The 17,300-nt window shown below is 70.9% G+C and carries 12 protein-coding genes; 7 read left to right on the plus strand and 5 right to left on the minus strand.

Features of this window, described 5'->3' with window-relative positions; all coding sequences use genetic code 11:
* Positions 1 to 3: 3 nt before the first annotated feature.
* Both ACZ7OH_RS36835 and ACZ7OH_RS36840 read left to right on the plus strand, forming a co-directional pair.
* Positions 4 to 1,005, plus strand: a complete 1,002-nt coding sequence (locus ACZ7OH_RS36835; RefSeq protein ID WP_470285085.1) for a sugar phosphate isomerase/epimerase family protein — start codon at positions 4 to 6, stop codon at positions 1,003 to 1,005.
* Between the two features lie 103 nt (positions 1,006 to 1,108).
* A complete protein-coding gene (locus ACZ7OH_RS36840; protein ID WP_470285086.1) occupies positions 1,109 to 4,978 on the plus strand; it encodes a carbohydrate-binding protein in 3,870 nt (1,289 codons plus the stop codon).
* Positions 4,979 to 5,019: 41 nt separating this feature from the next.
* Here the strand turns inward: ACZ7OH_RS36840 and ACZ7OH_RS36845 are convergent, their stop codons facing one another.
* Together ACZ7OH_RS36845 and xylA are read right to left on the minus strand one after the other, a co-directional pair.
* Positions 5,020 to 5,409, minus strand: coding sequence for a VOC family protein (locus ACZ7OH_RS36845; RefSeq protein ID WP_470285087.1), 390 nt, complete (start codon positions 5,407 to 5,409; stop codon positions 5,020 to 5,022).
* A gap of 16 nt (positions 5,410 to 5,425) precedes the next feature.
* Positions 5,426 to 6,574: a xylose isomerase gene (gene xylA / locus ACZ7OH_RS36850; RefSeq protein ID WP_400904326.1), complete on the minus strand. Its 1,149-nt coding sequence runs from the start codon at positions 6,572 to 6,574 to the stop codon at positions 5,426 to 5,428.
* A 97-nt stretch (positions 6,575 to 6,671) separates the two neighbouring features.
* Between xylA and ACZ7OH_RS36855 the strand changes: the two genes are divergently transcribed.
* Positions 6,672 to 7,841 (plus strand): ROK family protein, encoded by a 1,170-nt coding sequence (locus ACZ7OH_RS36855; protein ID WP_470285088.1) that lies wholly within the window; start codon positions 6,672 to 6,674, stop codon positions 7,839 to 7,841.
* On the opposite strand, the gene ACZ7OH_RS36860 is transcribed toward ACZ7OH_RS36855, so the two are convergent.
* The 3 genes from ACZ7OH_RS36860 to ACZ7OH_RS36870 form a co-directional block, all read right to left on the minus strand.
* On the minus strand, positions 7,829 to 7,966 hold the full coding sequence (locus ACZ7OH_RS36860) for a hypothetical protein (RefSeq protein ID WP_470285089.1): 138 nt from the start codon (positions 7,964 to 7,966) through the stop codon (positions 7,829 to 7,831). The two genes, ACZ7OH_RS36855 and ACZ7OH_RS36860, sit on opposite strands and share 13 nt — an antisense overlap.
* 54 nt (positions 7,967 to 8,020) lie before the next feature.
* Positions 8,021 to 8,827 carry a discoidin domain-containing protein gene (locus ACZ7OH_RS36865; protein ID WP_470285090.1) on the minus strand — a complete coding sequence of 269 codons (807 nt, stop codon included), beginning with the start codon at positions 8,825 to 8,827 and terminating at the stop codon, positions 8,021 to 8,023.
* Between the two features lie 172 nt (positions 8,828 to 8,999).
* Positions 9,000 to 12,233, minus strand: coding sequence for a S8 family serine peptidase (locus tag ACZ7OH_RS36870; protein WP_470285091.1), 3,234 nt, complete (start codon positions 12,231 to 12,233; stop codon positions 9,000 to 9,002).
* Positions 12,234 to 12,469: 236 nt separating this feature from the next.
* On the opposite strand from ACZ7OH_RS36870, the gene ACZ7OH_RS36875 reads away from it, so the two are divergent.
* From ACZ7OH_RS36875 to ACZ7OH_RS36890, 4 genes are all read left to right on the plus strand, one after another.
* The gene (locus ACZ7OH_RS36875; protein WP_470285092.1) at positions 12,470 to 13,084 is read left to right on the plus strand and encodes a TetR/AcrR family transcriptional regulator; all 615 of its coding nucleotides are present in this window, start codon (positions 12,470 to 12,472) and stop codon (positions 13,082 to 13,084) included.
* A gap of 2 nt (positions 13,085 to 13,086) precedes the next feature.
* Positions 13,087 to 13,995 carry an ABC transporter ATP-binding protein gene (locus ACZ7OH_RS36880; RefSeq protein WP_470285093.1) on the plus strand — a complete coding sequence of 303 codons (909 nt, stop codon included), beginning with the start codon at positions 13,087 to 13,089 and terminating at the stop codon, positions 13,993 to 13,995.
* Positions 13,992 to 15,545, plus strand: a complete 1,554-nt coding sequence (locus tag ACZ7OH_RS36885) for an ABC transporter permease (protein ID WP_470285094.1) — start codon at positions 13,992 to 13,994, stop codon at positions 15,543 to 15,545. Before ACZ7OH_RS36880 ends, ACZ7OH_RS36885 begins: the two co-directional genes overlap by 4 nt.
* 222 nt (positions 15,546 to 15,767) lie before the next feature.
* A complete protein-coding gene (locus tag ACZ7OH_RS36890) occupies positions 15,768 to 17,216 on the plus strand; it encodes an amidohydrolase (protein ID WP_470285095.1) in 1,449 nt (482 codons plus the stop codon).
* Positions 17,217 to 17,300: the final 84 nt, after the last annotated feature.

Genomic DNA, 17,300 nt, shown 5'->3' on the forward strand with positions numbered 1-17,300 from the left:
GACATGGCTCGACCGTTGACGTTGTTCACCGGGCAGTGGGCGGATCTGCCGTTCGAGGAGGTGTGCGAGCTGGCGAGCGGCTGGGGCTACGAGGGCCTCGAGATCGCTTGCTGGGGTGACCACTTCGAAGTGGATCGCGCGCTGGCCGAAGACTCCTACGTCCCGGCGAAACTGGAGACGCTGGCCAAGTACGACCTCAAGGTGTGGGCCATTTCGAACCACCTGGTGGGCCAGGCCGTCTGCGACCACCCGATCGACGAGCGGCACGAAGCCATCCTGCCCGCGCGGATCTGGGGCGACGGCGAACCCGAAGGCGTCCGGCAGCGGGCGGCGGCCGAAATGCAGGCCACCGCCCGCGCCGCGGCGAAGCTCGGGGTGTCCACTGTGGTCGGTTTCACCGGCTCGTCGATCTGGCACACGGTGGCGATGTTCCCGCCGGTGCCGCCGTCGATGATCGAGCGCGGGTACGCCGACTTCGCGACGCGCTGGAACCCGATCCTGGACGTGTTCGACGAGGTCGGCGTCCGCTTCGCCCACGAGGTGCACCCGAGCGAGATCGCCTACGACTACTGGAGCACCGTCCGGACGCTGGAGGCGATCGGCCACCGCGAGGCGTTCGGGCTCAACTTCGACCCGTCGCACTTCGTCTGGCAGGACCTCGACCCGGCGGGGTTCCTGTGGGACTTCAAGGACCGCGTGTACCACGTCGACTGCAAGGAGGCCCGCAAACAGCTCAACGGCCGCAACGGGCGGATGGGTTCGCACCTGCCGTGGGCGGATCCCCGCCGCGGCTGGGACTTCGTCTCGACCGGCCACGGCGACGTCCCCTGGGAGGACGTCTTCCGCATGCTCAACGCCATCGGCTACGACGGCCCGATCTCCATCGAGTGGGAGGACGCGGGCATGGACCGCCTGATCGGCGCGCCCGAAGCGCTCGAGTTCGTCCGCAAGCTCAACTTCACCCCACCCACGGCGGCGTTCGACGCCGCTTTCTCGTCGAAGTAACGCTTCTGTTCAACGGGTGACCGCCAGCCCCGTCGGAAGGTGATCGAAACCGGCTTCGCGCCACACCGGGGCGAAGCACGCGCAAAATCAGGAAGGATCCCGCATGTCTCCGTCCCCACCGAAGTGGGCGAGGCTGTTCGGCACCGCGCTGTTGGGCGCCGGCCTCCTGCTCACCGTCGGCACCCCGGCCCGCGCGGACATCCCGCCTGCGGACTACCAGCAGGTCGCGCTGGCCACCGGCGCGGCCGAGCTCGGTGAGGCGATGTCGCTCGCCGTGCTCCCGGACCGGTCGGTCGTGCACACCTCCCGCGACGGCACGGTCCGCGTGACGACCGCGGCCGGTGCGACGTCGGTCGCCGCCAAGCTGAACGTCTACACCCATGACGAGGAGGGCCTCCAGGGCGTTGCCGCCGACCCCGGTTTCGCGACGAACCGGTACGTCTGGCTGTACTTCTCGCCGCGTCTGTCCACTCCGGACGGTGATGCGCCGGCCGACGGCACCGAGGCGGACTTCGCGCTGTTCAAGGGCGAGCTGCACCTGTCGAGGTTCGTCCTGAAGACCGACAACACCCTGGATCCGGCCAGCGAGAAGGTCGTCCTGAAGGTCGCCAACGACCGCGGCCAGTGCTGCCACGTCGGCGGTGACATCGACTTCGACGCCGCCGGCAACCTGTACCTCACCACCGGCGACGACACCAATCCGTTCTCCTCCGACAGCTACTCGCCGATCGACGAGCGGACCACCCGCAACCCGCAGTTCGACGCACAGCGCTCGTCAGGCAACACGAACGACCTGCGCGGCAAGCTGCTGCGCATCCACCCGCAGGCGGACGGGACGTACACGATCCCGTCGGGCAACCTCTTCGCGCCGGGCACCGCGAACACGCGGGCGGAGATCTACGCGATGGGCTTCCGCAACCCGTTCCGGATGAGTGTCGACAAACCGACCGGCGTCGTCTACCTCGGCGACTACGGCCCGGACGCCGGCACAACCGACCCGAACCGCGGGCCGCAGGGCCAGGTCGAGTTCGACCGGATCACCGGGCCGGGCAACTTCGGCTGGCCGTACTGCACCGGCTCGAACACGACGACCGAGACGTACAACCACTACACGTTCCCGAGTGGTCCGTCCGGCGCGAAGTACGACTGCGCCAGCGGGCCGACGAACTCCTCGTTCCGCAACACCGGGCTCGCCAAGCTCCCGGTGCCGAAGCCGGCGTGGATCAAGTACGCCGGTGACGAGGGGTCGCCGCCGGAGTTCGGCAGCGGCTCGGAGTCGCCGATGGGCGGGCCGGTGTACCGGTACGACGCCGCTTCGACGTCGGCGGTCAAGTTCCCGCAGTCGCTGGACGGCAAGTTCTTCGCGGGGGAGTACGGGCGCAAGTGGATCAAGGCCGTGACGGTCAACGCCGACGGCAGCCGCGGGCCGATCGACAACTTCCCGTGGACCGGCACCCAGGTGATGGACATGGCGTTCGGCCCGGACGGCGCCCTGTACGTCCTCAACTACGGCACCGGCGACGACAACCAGGCGCTCTACCGGATCGAGTACCTCGCGGGCACCAACCGCAACCCGGTCGCGAAGGCCGCGTCCGACAAGACGTCCGGACCGAATCCCCTGACGGTCACCTTCTCGTCCGCGGGCAGCGCCGATCCCGAAGGCGGGGCGCTGAGCTACCGCTGGGACTTCGGCGACGGCGCCACCTCGACCTCGGCGAACCCGGCGCACACCTACACGACCAACGGCACGTACTCGCCGACGTTGACGGTCTCGGATCCGGAGGGGCTGACCGGCACGGCGAGCCTGGTCGTCACGGTCGGGAACACGGCGCCGTCCGTCACGCTGGGGTCCCCGAGCGACGGGCAGCTGTTCTCCTTCGGTGACACCGTGCCCCTCCAGGTGACGGGCAGCGATCCGGAGGACGGGCCGCTGGACTGCTCGAAGGTCAAGGTCACCTACTTCCTCGGCCACGACAGTCACGAGCACCAGATCACGCAGGCGACCGGGTGTTCCGGCTCGATCGCGGTCCCGGTCGACGGTGAGCACGACGCCGCGGCGAACATCTACGGCGTCTTCGACGCGCAGTACACCGACCAGGGCGGGCTGACCTCGCACAGCGTGCGCAAGCTGCAGCCGCGGCACCGCCAGGGTGAGCACTTCTCGGCGCAGTCCGGCATCCAGCTCGCCGACCACGGCGCGGCCGAGGGTGGCCGGACGGTCGGGTACACCGACGACGGCGACTGGATCTCGTTCACGCCGTACGCGCTGGGCAACGCCACGGCGATCATCGCGCGGGTGTCGTCCGGTGGCCCGGGCGGGACTCTCGAGGTGCGGGCGGGCTCGCCGACCGGCACGGTGCTCGGTTCGGCGGCGGTGGCCAACACCGGGGACTGGGACACGTTCGTCGACGTGACGGCGAACCTTGCGAACCGGCCGGCCGGGACGACGTCGCTGTACCTGGTGTTCAAGGGCGTCACCGGGCAGGGGAACCTGTTCGACCTGGACGCCTTCACGTTCACGACCGCGTCGCCGGCGGTCGAGGGCGAGTCGTTCACGTCCGGCTCCGGCGTGCAGATCGCGCCGCACGCCGCGGCGAGCGGCGGCAACACCCTCGGCTACATCGAAAACGGCGACTGGGCCGGGTACGCGTCGGTGAGCACCGCGGGCGCGCGGTCCTTCACGGCGCGGATTTCCTCGGCCGGCACCGGCGGGACGATCGAGATCCGGTCCGGTTCGGCGACCGGGACGCTGCTGGGGTCGGTGGCCGTGCCGCCGACCGGGGGCTGGGAGACCTTCCAGAACGTGACGACGTCGGTGTCGAGTGGTTCGGGTCCGCTGTTCCTGGTGTTCCGCGGCGGTTCCGGTTCCCTGTTCGACGTCGATTCCTTTACGCTGAGTGGTATGCCGACGCAGGTGGACCCGTCGTACGACGTGCTGGTGTTCTCCAAGACGGCGGGTTTCCGCCACGACTCGATCCCGGCGGGCATCCAAGCTCTTCGCGAACTGGGTGCGGCGAACGGCTTCACCGTGACGGCGACCGAGGACGCGTCGGTGTTCACGGCCGCTTCGCTGGCGTCTTATGAGGCGGTGGTGTTCCTCTCGACCACGGGCGACGTCCTGGACGCGACGCAGCAGGCGGCGTTCGAGTCCTATGTGGAGGGAGGCGGCGGCTACCTCGGCATCCACGCGGCGGCCGACACCGAGTACGACTGGCCGTGGTACGGGCAGCTCGTCGGGGCGTACTTCAAGAGCCACCCGGCGATCCAGCAGGCCCGGTTCGTGACGGAGGACAGCAGTCACCCGGCCACGGCCGGCTTGCCGGCGGTGTGGACCCGCACGGACGAGCTGTACAACTACCGGACCAACCCGCGCGGCAGCGTCCACGTGCTGCAGACGCTGGACGAGTCCAGTTACACCGGTGGTGAGATGGGCACCGACCACCCGATCACGTGGTGCCACCCGCAAGGCAGCGGCCGGGCGTTCTACACCGGCCTGGGCCACACGATCGAGTCGTACTCCGACGCGGTGTTCCGCACCTCGCTCCTGGGCGCGGTCCGGTACGCCGCGGGGGTGGCCCCGGCGTCGTGCGGGTCGTCATCGTCCACTGTGGAGGGTGAGTCGTTCACATCGGGGTCGGGCGTGCAGGTCGCACCGCACGCCCCGGCGAGCGGCGGCAACACCCTGGGCTACATCGAGAACGGCGACTGGGCCGGGTATGCGTCGGTGAGCACGGCGGGGATTTCCCGGTTCAGCGCGGTGGTGTCCTCGGCGGGAGCGGGCGGCACGATCGAGATCCGCGACGGCTCGGCGTCGGGTGCCTTGCTGGGCACGGTGCCGGTGCCGGTCACGGGCAGCTGGGAGACGTTCCAGACGGTCTCGACGTCCGTCACATCGGGTTCGGGCCCGCTCCACCTGGTCTTCCGGGGCGGCGCGGGTTCCCTGTTCGACGTCGACACCCTGACGGTGTCGTAGGCGGAGAAGGGCCGCCGTGTGGACACGGCGGCCCTTCTCCGTCAGGGGGTCACTTCGGCGATCCCGAGCATGTTGCCCTCGCTGTCGCGGAACCACGCGGCCCGTTCGCCGCGGCCCTTGCTCGGGTAGTTGCCGCGGATGTCCATGATCCCGTTCACGCAGCCTTCGTACTCCTCGAACACCACACCGCGGGCCCGCAGCTCGGCGACCGCGGCTTCGATGTCGTCGACGTAGAAGCCCAGCTGCGTGAAGGAACCATCGGACGCGCCGGCGGAGGCGAACAGGCAGAAGACGCCCGACGCGCCCTCGTAACGCAGGCCGCCTTCGCGCTCTTCGGCCGCTTCGAGGCCGAGCTTCTCCGCGTACCACCGGCGCGCTCGGGCCAGGTCCTGCGTCGGGATGCGGGCTTCGAACCGCGCGTTGCTCAGCATCGCCCGAGGGTAACGGTCAGCGGACGCCGAGGAGGTGCTCCAAGGCCAGCTGGTTCAGTCGCGTGAAGTGGTACCCGCGCTGGGCCGCTGCCTCCACGTCGAAGTCGTCCTTCAGGACGTCGTCGAACGTTTCGCCCGGGGCCAGCGTCGGGGTCGACAGGTCCGGGACCCGGGATGCCGCCAGCGCCTCCACCACCTCCGGGTCCGCGCGGAACGCCGCCGACTTCTCCTTCAGGATCAGGTAGGTCCGCATGTTCGCCGCCGCGGAGACCCACACGTCCGCCGGGTCCTCCGTGCGCAGCGGCTTGTAGTCGAAGTGGCGCGGGCCCTCGTAGCCGCCGTTCTCCAGCAGGTCGACCAGGAAGAACGCGCTCTTCGTGTCGCCGTGGCCGAAGATCAGGTCCTGGTCGTACTTCGGGCCGTGCTGGCCGTTGAGGTCGATGTGGAACAGCTTGCCCTGCCACAGCGCCTGCGAAATGCCGTGCACGAAGTTCAGGCCGGCCATCTGCTCGTGCCCGACCTCCGGGTTGAGCCCGAACATCTCGGACCGCGCGAGCTGCGAGATGAAGCCCAGCGCGTGCCCGATCGTCGGCAGCAGGATGTCGCCGCGCGGCTCGTTCGGCTTCGGCTCGAGCGCGAAGCGCAGCGAGTAGCCCTTCTCGACGACGTAGTCCGCGAGGAGGTCGAGGCCCTCCTTGTAGCGGTCCAGCGCCGCCCGGACGTCCTTCGCCGCGTCGGACTCGGCGCCCTCGCGGCCGCCCCACACGACGTACGTCTCGGCGCCCAGCTCGGCCGCGAGGTCGAGGTTCCGGCGGACCTTCCGCAGCGCGTACCGCCGGACGTCGCGGTCGTTGCTGGTCAGGCCGCCGTCCTTGAACACCGGGTGGGTGAACAGGTTGGTCGTCGCCATCGGGACCTTCAGGCCGGTCTCCGCGAGCGCCTTGCGGAACCGCTCGATCGCCTTGTCGCGGTCGGGCTCGGTGGCCAGCAGGTCGTCGTCGTGGAACGTCACGCCGTAGGCGCCCAGCTCCGCGAGCCGGTGCACGCTCTCCACCGGGTCCAGCGGCGGCCGCGTCGCGACCCCGAACGGGTCGTTCGCGGGCCAGCCCACGGTCCAGAGGCCGAAGGTGAACTTGTCGGCCGGCTGGGGAGCGTAGTCGCTCATGACTGTCCCTTCATTTAGTTCACGTTGTAGACTAAATATGCGCCGCGGGGGTCCCGGGCGTCAAGAGGCCGGTTAGAGTGCTTCGCAGGAGGACGCGATGACCCAGGCCGTGCGGCACGATTCGATGCGCGCCCGCAACCTCGAGGTCGTGCTGGGCGCCGTCAGCCGCGGCGGCCCGCTGACCCGCGCCGCGCTGGCCGAGCTGACCGGGCTGACGAAGTCGACGGTCTCCAAGCTCGTCGGCGACCTGGTGGACGCGGGCCTGCTGGCCGAGACCGGCCCGGCGCGCGCGGGCGAACGGGGCCGGCCGGGCGTGGAGGTCGTGCTGAGCGGGGCGCGGGTGGCGTCGCTGGGGCTGGAGATCAACGTCGACTACCTCGCGGTGCGCGTGCTCGACCTCACCGGCGGCGTCCGGTTCGCCGCCCGCCGCGAGCGGGACAACCGCGGTTCGCGGCCGAAGAAGGTCCTTTCCGAGCTCCAGGCACTGGCGACCGACGGCCTGACCGAGGCACACCGGCTCGGGCTGGAGGTGGCCGGCGCGGTGCTGGCGGTGTCCGGCCCGGTCGGCGACGGCGTCCTGTTCAGCGCGCCGAACCTCGGCTGGCAGGACGTCCGCCCGGCCGACCTGCTGCGCCTGCCGATCCCGGTGGAGCTGGACAACGAGGCGAACCTGGCCGCGCTGGGCGAGCTTTGGTACGGCGACGGCGACGGCGAGCGCGACTTCCTCTACGTATCGGGCGAAGTGGGTATCGGCGCGGGGTTGGTCGTGAACGGCACGCTGTTCTCCGGCGCCCGCGGGCTGGCGGGCGAGCTGGGGCACGTCGTCGTGGCGCCGGAAGGACCTGCGTGCCGGTGCGGCGGAAGTGGGTGCCTGGAGATGTTCGCGGGCCAGGAGGCGCTGCTGACAGCCGGGGAGGCGTCTTCCGTGCCCGCTCTGCTGACTGCCCTCGAAGACGGCGACCGGGTGGCGTTGGGCGCCTGCGAGTCGGCCGGGCGCGCCCTCGGCGTCGCGCTGACGTCGGCGGTCAACCTGCTGGACCTCGACCGGATCGTGCTGGGCGGGGTGTTCACGCAGCTGTACCCGTGGTTGTCCGGCCCGGTGTCGGAGGTGCTGACAGCCCGGCTCGGCGGCCTCCGCGGCGCACCGCCGGCGCTGTCGGCATCACGCCTGGGCGGCGACGCGGCAACGCTGGGCGCGGCGGGCCGGGTCGTGCACCGGGTGCTCGCGGATCCGGCGCCGTTCGTGAGCCGGGCTCAGGAGGCGTAGGCCTCCACTTCGGACAGCTGGCCGGCGGGCCAGCCGGTGTTGCCGGTGAAGGTCAGGCGCACGTACTGCCGCGCCGCGGCCGGGAGCGGGATCGTCACGGCGTTGCCGTTCGCGGGGTCGAACACGTACCTCGCCGGGCTGCCGCCGTTCGCCGAGATCGTCTGCGTCCGGGCGTCCTACTACGGCGGCAGCTCCAGCACCAGCCGGCCCGCCGTGGCGGCCTCGCCGAGGTCCACCGTGACTGTCTTCGGGAACGCGTTGTTCGTGCTTTCCCAATAGCTCGCGGCGTTCCCGTCGACGGCGTTGCCCGGCGGGTACCCGCCTTGGCTGCCGCTCGCGGTGACCGGTTTCCCTTGCGCCAGATTGACCGAGGCTGGCGGCGGACCACCGAGCTGGGCGGCCCAATACCGCGTCCGGTCCAGATAAGCCGTCTCCGAAGCCGCACCCGACGTCCCATACGCGCCGGTGAACGTGTCGTACGCGGAAGAAAGCGGCGATGACCGTGCCGGCTCGATGATCGACCCCTCGTGCCACTCGTTGAACGACGTCACCGAAACCCAGTCTGCCCCCGAGGAAAGCGCGTTCTTCCATTCCCGGTCGTAGGTCGCGCCGTTCTCGCGGGACAGCGTCGGTGTCGTGTTGCCGTTCGCTTCGCAGTACGCGCCCGCCTCGCGCCAGCCCGGCGCCGTCGCCCCGGCGATCGCGTCGTAGGTGTACATCCCGCCGAAGTGGGCGACCTTGCTCGTGTCCGTCGTCTGCGCCAGCACGATCGCCGACGAACGCACCTGGTCCAGCGGAGTCCAGTCCGCGATCCGCAGGCTTTCGAAGACGTAGAACGCTCCTCGCCCGCCCTCGCGGTAGAACGCGGGACTCGACCCGTACCGACCCAGGAGCCCCGACGTCGGACGGCGGGGTGTGGCCGCGACGCCCGGCAAAGTGTTCGCCAGCAGGAGAAGCGCGGCGAACAACGTCGAAATCCGTCGCATGCGGGAACCCATCGGGTGGGTGCGGGAGTGTTCCAGACCAGACGGACGCGCGGCGAGCGAGGGCAACACTTCACCGGACATGCGCAAACTTGCGTCGGAAACCCACCAGGAACCCCGCCGGGCAAACGAAAACCGCCCCGGGCGCACCCGGGGCGGTTTCCGCTGAACGGGACTAGCTGACGGAGTTGACCAGCACCAGCGAGGAGCCGACCGTGACGCCCGTGTCGGTCTGCACGGTCAGCTGACCGCGCAGGATCCGGCCGGCCGCGGGGGCGGCCGCGGCGGTCACCGTCGCCGGCACCGTCCACGAGCTGCCCGACGCCCGCGCCGCGTTCGCGTCGGTCACCGCGACCGAACCGAACACCGGGTTGGTGAACACGTCGAGGTAGTCGTACTCCGTGGTGCCGCTCGGCACCGCGTAGCCGTCGACCAGCGCGACCCAGGTGCCCGCCGCCGGGTTGGGGATGGTCACCGACTCCTCGGAGTCACCGTCCGCGCTCTGGCCGGCCACGACGCACGACCCGGTCGTGCAGTTGTACAGCACCAGGTCCAGGTCGGCGCCGACGTCGGACGTCCGGCCGATGGTGGCGGTCAGCGACGTCGAGCCCGGCGTCACCGCGATCTGGTACTGCTGCTGCGCGCCCTGGGCGATCGACGGCCGCGAGACCTTCGCGCTGCCCAGCGTGGCGCCGTTCAGCTTGCCGGTGAACGCGCCGAGCGTGTTCTGCACGGTGTAGGACCGCGCGACCGGCTGGCCCAGCGTGGCCGAGGCGATCGTGTCCGGGTTCGGCGTGATCGCCGTGCCCAGCACCGACGCGCTCAGCTTGTACGCCGCATTGTCCACATCGGACGTCCGGCGCGCTTCGACGACGATCTCCCACACACCCGGCAGCGGGTTCGCGAACGTCCGGCTGGTCGGCGTGCCGCCCGGGCAGCCGGCCCCCGCGTCGGGGAGGTAGCAGTACGTCGTCGAGGTGCTCGCCTCGGCTGGCACGCCGGTCGGGTCGTAGCGCAGGAACCGCACCTGGCCCTTGCCGGGCGCGCCGGCGCCGGCGTCCAGGTCCACCTTCAGCGCGCTGGCGCCCGGCGGCACCCGCACGAAGTAGCTGGTCGCCTGGTTGCGGGCGATCTTGCCGGCCACGTCGACCTGGAAGCCCTTGTCGGCGGTGAACTCCTGCGGCGCGAAGACCGTGTTGAGGGTCTGCACGTCGATGCCGATCGTCATCGGGTTGTCCAGGTACAGCAGCGCCGAGTGGACGCCCGCGTTCTTCGGGTTCACCTTGACGTCGAACTTCACCGGCGTGTTCAGCGGCAGCACCACCGTCGGCGCCGAGGAGAACGTCCCGTCGTTCCCGGTCCACCGCGCGAAGTACGGCACCGGCTGGGCCGACCCCGTCGTGCGGGTGATCGTGTACGTGCGGGTGTAGGCCTTGCCCGTGGTCACGCCCTCGCGGTCGTGGATGCCCACGCCGGTGTTCGGCTTGGCCAGCAGGCCCGACAGCGCGGTGTGCACCTCGACCGACGTCGTGACGGCGTCCGGCTTCGGGTTGAGCGACAGCGCGACGAACGCGGCGGGGACGTTGAACAGGCCCGCGCCCTGGGCGTACGCGCCGATGCCCGGCACGAACCGCGCGGTCGACTTGATCGCCGAACGCAGCTGCGCCACCGGCGGCCGCTGCCCGTTGTGCGTCGCCTTGTACGCGCTCACCAGCAGCGCCGCCGCGCCGGTCGCCTGCGGCGCCGCCATCGACGTGCCCTGCAGCATCGAGTAACCGGCCGGCAGGGTGTACGTGCCGGGCACCGGGCTCGGCTGCTCCCACCGCGGCACTGTCGAGATCGCCGCGCCGGGCGCGATGATGTCCGGCTTGAAGCCGCCGTCCTCACGCGGGCCGCGCGAGGAGAACGGGTGCATCGACTCGGGCGACGCGGTCTTCGAGCCGTAGTTCGAGAGCCAGGTCTCCTTGGTGATGTACGAGCCGACCGAGATCGCGTCCGTGGCCACCGACGGGTCGCCGACGGTGTTCGCCCCGGCGCCGCTGTTGCCCGCCGAGATGAAGATCTGGACGTTGTACTCGGCGATCGTGCGGTTGTAGAGCTCCGCGCGGGCGTTGTTGCCGTCGTTGAGGGCCGGCAGGCCGCCGATCGAGATGTTGATGACGTCGGCGCCGTGGCTGGCCGCGTAGACGACGCCGTCGATCAGGCCGGACGAGGTGCACGCGCTGCCGGTGAGGCAGACCTTGACCGCCAGGACCTTCGCGCCCGGTGCCGCGCCGTCCATCTTGCCGCCGAACAGGTCGTTGCCGGTGGCGATGCCCGCGACGTGCGAGCCGTGCTCGGCGCCGGCGATGCCGATGCCGACGTAGCCCGGCTTGTCGGTCTGGACGACGAAGGCCATCCGCTCGGCGATGTCGGTCGCCGGGTTGTCGGTGCCGAAGTAGCCGACGTCGTACTTCTTGTTGTAGTCGGTCATCGGCTTCTCGTCGGTGAAGTCGCCGTTGCCGTTGAGGTCGACGCGGACCTCCTTGGTCACGCTGTCGAGCAGCACGCCCCAGGAGTCGGCGCGGTCGCCGTCGCGGTTGACGTCACCGCCGGTTTCGCTGTCGGCGCCACCCAGGTCGCCCGCGGTCTCGCTGAACACGCCGAAGGTGTACGGGCCGCCGGTCGCCGGAGCCGTCCAGCTCTTGCCGTTCGCGGTGAAGGTGCCGGTGTAGGTCTGGGTGGACTGCTTGACCCAGGTGCCGTCGCCGGAGCTGGTGGCGTTGGCGTTGTACCAGTCGACGATCTTGCGCTCGCCGTGGCTGGTGGTCGCCAGCGCGGGCGAGTCGAGGTCGACGCCGGAGTCGAGCACCGCGACCGTGGTGTCCTTGCCGTCCCAGTTGGGCAGGACCTGGCCGAACTGCGCCGCGTAGGTGTCCCCGGTCGGCAGGTACGGGTTGACGCGCGGGGTGTTCTTGCCCGGGGCCGGCTGCGGCAGCGGGGTGGTCGCGCCGTCGGGCTTCGGGTCGTCGCGGTAGACGAGGCCGTCGACGTCGACGGCGTTGACCGCCGTGAGCTTCGCGGCCTTCTCCGCCTTCTCGGGCGGGATGGTGACCTTGACGTAGTCGAGCTTGGTGTCGGTGGACTGGACGACGCCACCGAGCGCCTTGAGCTGGTCGACGGCCGCGCCGGTCTGCCCCTTCTCGGCCGCGATCAGCAGCGTGACCTCGGACTTGCCGGCCTTCTCGGCTTCGGCGACGAGCGCGCGGTCGTGCTCGTCGAGGGTCTTGCCGTCGGCCGCGCCCGAGGTCGGCGGGGCGGTCTGGGCGGCGGCCACCGGAACGGCGACGCCGAGGACGGAGGCGCCGAGGGCGGTGGCGAGGACGGTGATCCCGGCCCGCCGTCTCCAGCGCGATCTGAGCTGTGTCACTGAGAACGACCCTTCGTGAAGAGATGCGTCCGTGAAGTAGACATCGTGAGATCTTCGGCAGCAATCAGACAGTTAGCCCATCGACCGCAATTGGTTGTGGGCCGAACGGCCTAGTGTGATCACCGGTTGGGCGGCCACCGGAAGTGCTGATTTCCGGTGAAAGGGACGCCTTGCTATACGTACGTACAGCAGACTATATTCACGTGTAGTCGACTACACGCACGTATAGGACGCTCATGAGCACCGAAGACCTCACCGCCCGGGCCCGCATCCGCGACGCCGCCATCAAGCTCTTCACCGAGCGCGGCATGGAGAAGACGTCGATCCTCGACATCGCCGAAGAAGCCGGGGTGTCGGGCGGGCTCATCCGCCACCACTTCGGCTCCAAGGACGGGCTGCGCGAGGCGTGCGACACCTACGTCTTCGACGAGCTGGTGAAGTTCAAGGAGGAGGTGCTGGCGAAGGGGGCCGCGAACCCGGGGTTCGTCCCGACGTTCGACACCCGTCAGCTGCTCTACCGCCGGTACCTGGGCCGCGCGATGATCGACGGCTCCGAAGCCGCGGCCGCCCAGTTCGTGGAGATCGTCGACGAGACCGAACGCTACTTCCGCGAGCAGGGCATGGACATGCCGGACCCGCGGGGTGTCGCCGCCGCGCTCGCCGCGATGACCGGCGGGCTGATGATCCTGCAGGACCACGTCGCCCGCGCGCTCGGCGAGGAGCCGGGCACGAACGGGGCGATGCTGCGGATGTCGGCGGCCGCCGGGCACCTGTTCATGAACCCGCTCGCCACCACCGAAGTCCTCGAAAAGGCCCGCGAAGCGCTGGCCGCCTACCAACGGAAGGAATGACGATGGCCGAAGCGATCACCGCGGACGGCCTCACCAAGGCGTTCGGTCCCGCGAAAGCCCTCGACGGGCTCGACCTGACCGTCCACACCGGCGAGGTGCACGGCTTCCTCGGGCCGAACGGCGCCGGCAAGACCACCACGATCCGCGTCCTGCTGGGGCTGATGCGGGCCGACGGCGGCCGCGCCACCCTGCTCGGCGGCGACCCCTGGACCGACGCCACCGAGCTGCACCGCCGGCTCGCGTACGTCCCGGGCGACGTCACCCTTTGGCCCAACCTCACCGGCGGCGAGGTCATCGACCTGCTCGGGCGCCTGCGCGGCGGGCTCGACGTCCAGCGGCGCGCGGAGCTCATCGAGCGCTTCGACCTCGACCCGCGCAAGAAGGGCCGGACGTATTCGAAGGGCAACCGGCAGAAAGTCGCGCTGGTCGCGGCGCTCGCGTCCGATGTGGAACTGCTGGTGTTCGACGAGCCGACGTCCGGGCTCGACCCGCTGATGGAAGAGGTGTTCCGCCAGGTCGTCGAGGAGGAGCGCGAACGCGGCGACCGGACCGTGCTGCTGTCCTCGCACATCCTGTCCGAGGTCGAGGCGCTCTGCGACCGCGTCACGATCATCCGGGCGGGGAAGACCGTCGAGTCCGGGACCCTGGACGAACTGCGGCACCTGGGCCGGATCACGATCGACGCGTCGCTCGCGCACGTCCCCGCGGACCTGGCTTCACTGCCGGGGGTGCACGACCTGAGCTCGTACGGCTCGCACGTCCACCTGTCCGTCGACCAGTCTTCGCTGGACGACGTCATGCGGCACCTGGCCGAGGCGGGCCTGCGGAACCTGGTGAGCCGGCCGCCGACGCTCGAGGAGCTGTTCCTGCGCCACTACCAGCACGACGAGCCGGTCGGAGCGGCGCGATGACCGGGACGTGGTCGCTGCTGCGGCTGGTGCTGCGCCGCGACCGGCTGCTGATGCCGCTGTGGGTCGTCTGCCTGGCGATCGCGCCGCTGGGCTACCTGTCGTCGATCAAGGCGGCCTACCCGGACGCGGCGGCGCGGCAGCACTTCTACGACCTCAACGCGTCCAGTGCGACGTTCGTGGTCCGCAACGGCCCGCTGTACGGCTCGTCGGTGGGGAACCTCCTGGCGTGGCAGTGCGGGTTCGTCCCGGTCGTCGTCGGGCTGATCGCGCTGCTCACGGTGGTCCGGCACACCCGGACCGAAGAGGAGGCCGGACGCCGGGAGCTGACCGGCGCGACGGTCGTCGGGCGGCACGCGGGCCTGGCGGCCGCGGTGCTCTTTTCCGGTGGCGCCAGCCTGGTGTACGGGATCGTGGTCGGGCTCGGCGTCGCCGCGCAGGGTGAGCCGGTCGCCGGGGCGTTCGCGCTGGGGCTCGGGTTTTCCTTGGCGGGCTGGGTGTTCGCCGGGGTCGGCGCGGTCGCGGCGCAGCTGACGTGGAGCGCGAGCGGGGCCCGGGGGATCGGGATCGGCGTGCTGGTGCTGGCGTTCCTGCTGCGGGCCGCGGGGGACAGCGGCTCGGCGGGGTGGCTGGCGTGGCTGTCGCCGATCGGCTGGGCGCACCGGATGCGGCCGTTCGCGGGGGAGCAGTGGTGGGTCTTGCTCTTGGCGCTCTTCGCGACGGGTTCGCTGGTGGTCTTGGCGGTCGCGTTGTCGGCGCGTCGCGACCTCGGCGCGGCGCTGCTCCCGGCCCGGCTGGGGCGTTCCGGCGCGCGAGCGTCGCTGCGGTCGCCGCTGGCGCTGGCGTGGCGGCTGCAGCGGGGGACGCTGCTGGTCTGGACCGTCTGCCTGGCCCTGGTCGGCCTGCTGATGGGCGGGGTCGCGCGGAACGTGGCGGAGATGATGCGGGACAACAAGGCCGTCGCGGACGTGTTCTCGCGCGTCGGCGGTGGCGGCGCGGTGACGGACGCGTACCTCGCCGGGACGATGACGTTGTTCGGCTTGGCGGCGGCGGGGTACGCGGTCCAGGCGACGCTGAAGCTGCGTGCGGAGGAGACGGCGGGCCGGGCGGAACCGGTGCTGGCGACGGCGGTCGGCCGCATCGGCTGGGCCCTCGGGCACCTGGCGTTCGCGTTACTGGGCTCGGCGTTCCTGCTGGCTGTCACGGGCTTGGCGATGGGGTCGGCGTCCCGCACGTCGCTGGTCCCGGCGGCGCTGGCCCAGTTGCCGGCGGTGTGGGTGCTGGCCGGGTTGTCGGCGCTGCTGATCGGTTTCTTCCCGCGTTTCGCGGCGGCGGCGTGGGGCCTGCTGGGCGCGTTCCTGCTGTTGTCGCTGGTGGGCACGGCGTTGCAGTGGAACGGCGTGGTATTGGGGATCTCGCCGTTCCAGCACTTGGCGAGGCTGCCGGGCGGGACGTTCTCGATAGCGCCGGTGCTGTGGCTGGTGGCGATCGCGCTGGTGGCCGGGATCGGCGGCCTGGCAGCGTTGCGACGGCGTGACATGCCGGTGGGCTGAACGCGGTGACGGCCACCTCCGTTTGGAGGTGGCCTTCACCTGCATCGGGCGGCAACCGAGGGAGTCGAACCCTGCGCGGCTTGTGAAGGCGGCGCCCATGGACCGGCCCTGACCCTTCGGCGGGCGACGGCTGCCATCTCTTACAACGGTAGCTAGTACCCATCTCATTCCCATCTCACTCTGTGCTTCACCCGAATGAGTCCGCCTGGCAGGGTGGTCCGCATGGATGATCTACTGCTGCGCCGGGTGCGGCCGGGGCTCGGCGGGGAGCTCGCGGACGTCCGGGTGAACGACGGCCGCGTCACGGCGATCACCGAGCCGGGATCGGCCGGGTTCGCCGCGCGGGTCGTCGACGGGCACGGGGGCACGCTGCTGCCCGGTCTCGTCGACGCGCACGTCCACCTGGTGCAGTGGGCGACCTTCCGCCGCCGGATCCCGCTCGAAGCGGCGCGGTCGGCGGGCGAGGCGATCGAGCTGCTGCTGGCGCACCTGCTGGCGACGCCGGCGCGGCAGTCGGAACTGGTCGTGGGCGCCGGGTTCCGCGACGCGCTCTGGCCGGACCGGCCGCACAAGGACCTGCTCCAGCGGGCGCTGCCCGGCCGGGCGGTGGCGTTGTTCGGCGCGGACCTGCACACGCTGTGGCTGAGCCCGGCGGCGCTGAAGCTGATCGGCCGCGACCACCCGACGGGTGTGCTGCTGGAGAACGACTGCATGAGCGCGACGGCCCAGCTCCCGACGGCCGCGATCGACGTCCAGGACGAGTGGGTGGCCGAAGCGGTGTCCGCGGCGGCCGCGCGCGGGGTGACGCAGATCGTCGACTACGAGTACGCGGACACGGTCGCGGACTGGACGCGCCGCGGCGCCCCGGCGGCCCGGATCTCGTGCGTGATCGCGAGGTACCTGCTGGACCAGACGATCGAACGCGGTCACCGCACGGGTGACGTCCTCCCGGATTCGGACGGGCTGCTGACGGTGGGCCCGTTCAAGCTCTTCGTGGACGGGTCCCTCAACACGCGCACGGCTTATTGCCACGACCCCTATCCCGGTGCGGATTCCCCGGGTCTGCTGGAGCTTCCGCCGGCCGAGCTGGTTCCGTTGCTGGACCGGGCTTTCGCGCACGGGCTGGTCCCGGCGGTCCACGCGATCGGCGACCAGGCGAACAGCATCGCCCTCGACGCGTTCGAGGAGGTCGGCTGCCCCGGGCGGATCGAGCACGCGCAGCTGCTGTCCCCGGCCGACGTCCCGCGGTTCGCCGAGCTGGGCGTGATCGCGGCGGTCCAGCCCGCGCACCAGCCGGACGACCGCGACGTCGCCGATCGCCATTGGCACGGAAGGACTTCCCGGGCCTTCCCCTACCGCTCCCTGCTGGAATCGGGCGCCCGCCTGGAGTTCGGGTCGGACGCCCCGGTGGCCCCGCTGGACCCGTGGGACGGAATCGCCTCGGCGGTGTTCCGGACCGACGACGACCGCCCGGCCTGGCACCCGGAGCAGTCCATCCCCTTCCCCGACGCACTGGCGGCGTCCTCGGGCGGCCGTCGCGGCGTGTCGGTCGGGGACGTGGCGGACCTGATGGTGACGGCGGCGGACCCGTCGGCGCTGTCGGCCGCGGACCTCCGGGCCCTCCCGGTGACGGCGACGATCCTGGCCGGGCGCGTCACCCACCTGAGCTGACCGTTCCAGGCCGATCCGCGCGGGGCTTGATTTGTCCACCGGACAACGGAAAAGATCCCACCGTGTATGTGACAACGTTGTCAG

It is taken from the genome of Amycolatopsis sp. NPDC114478 (assembly GCF_055633805.1).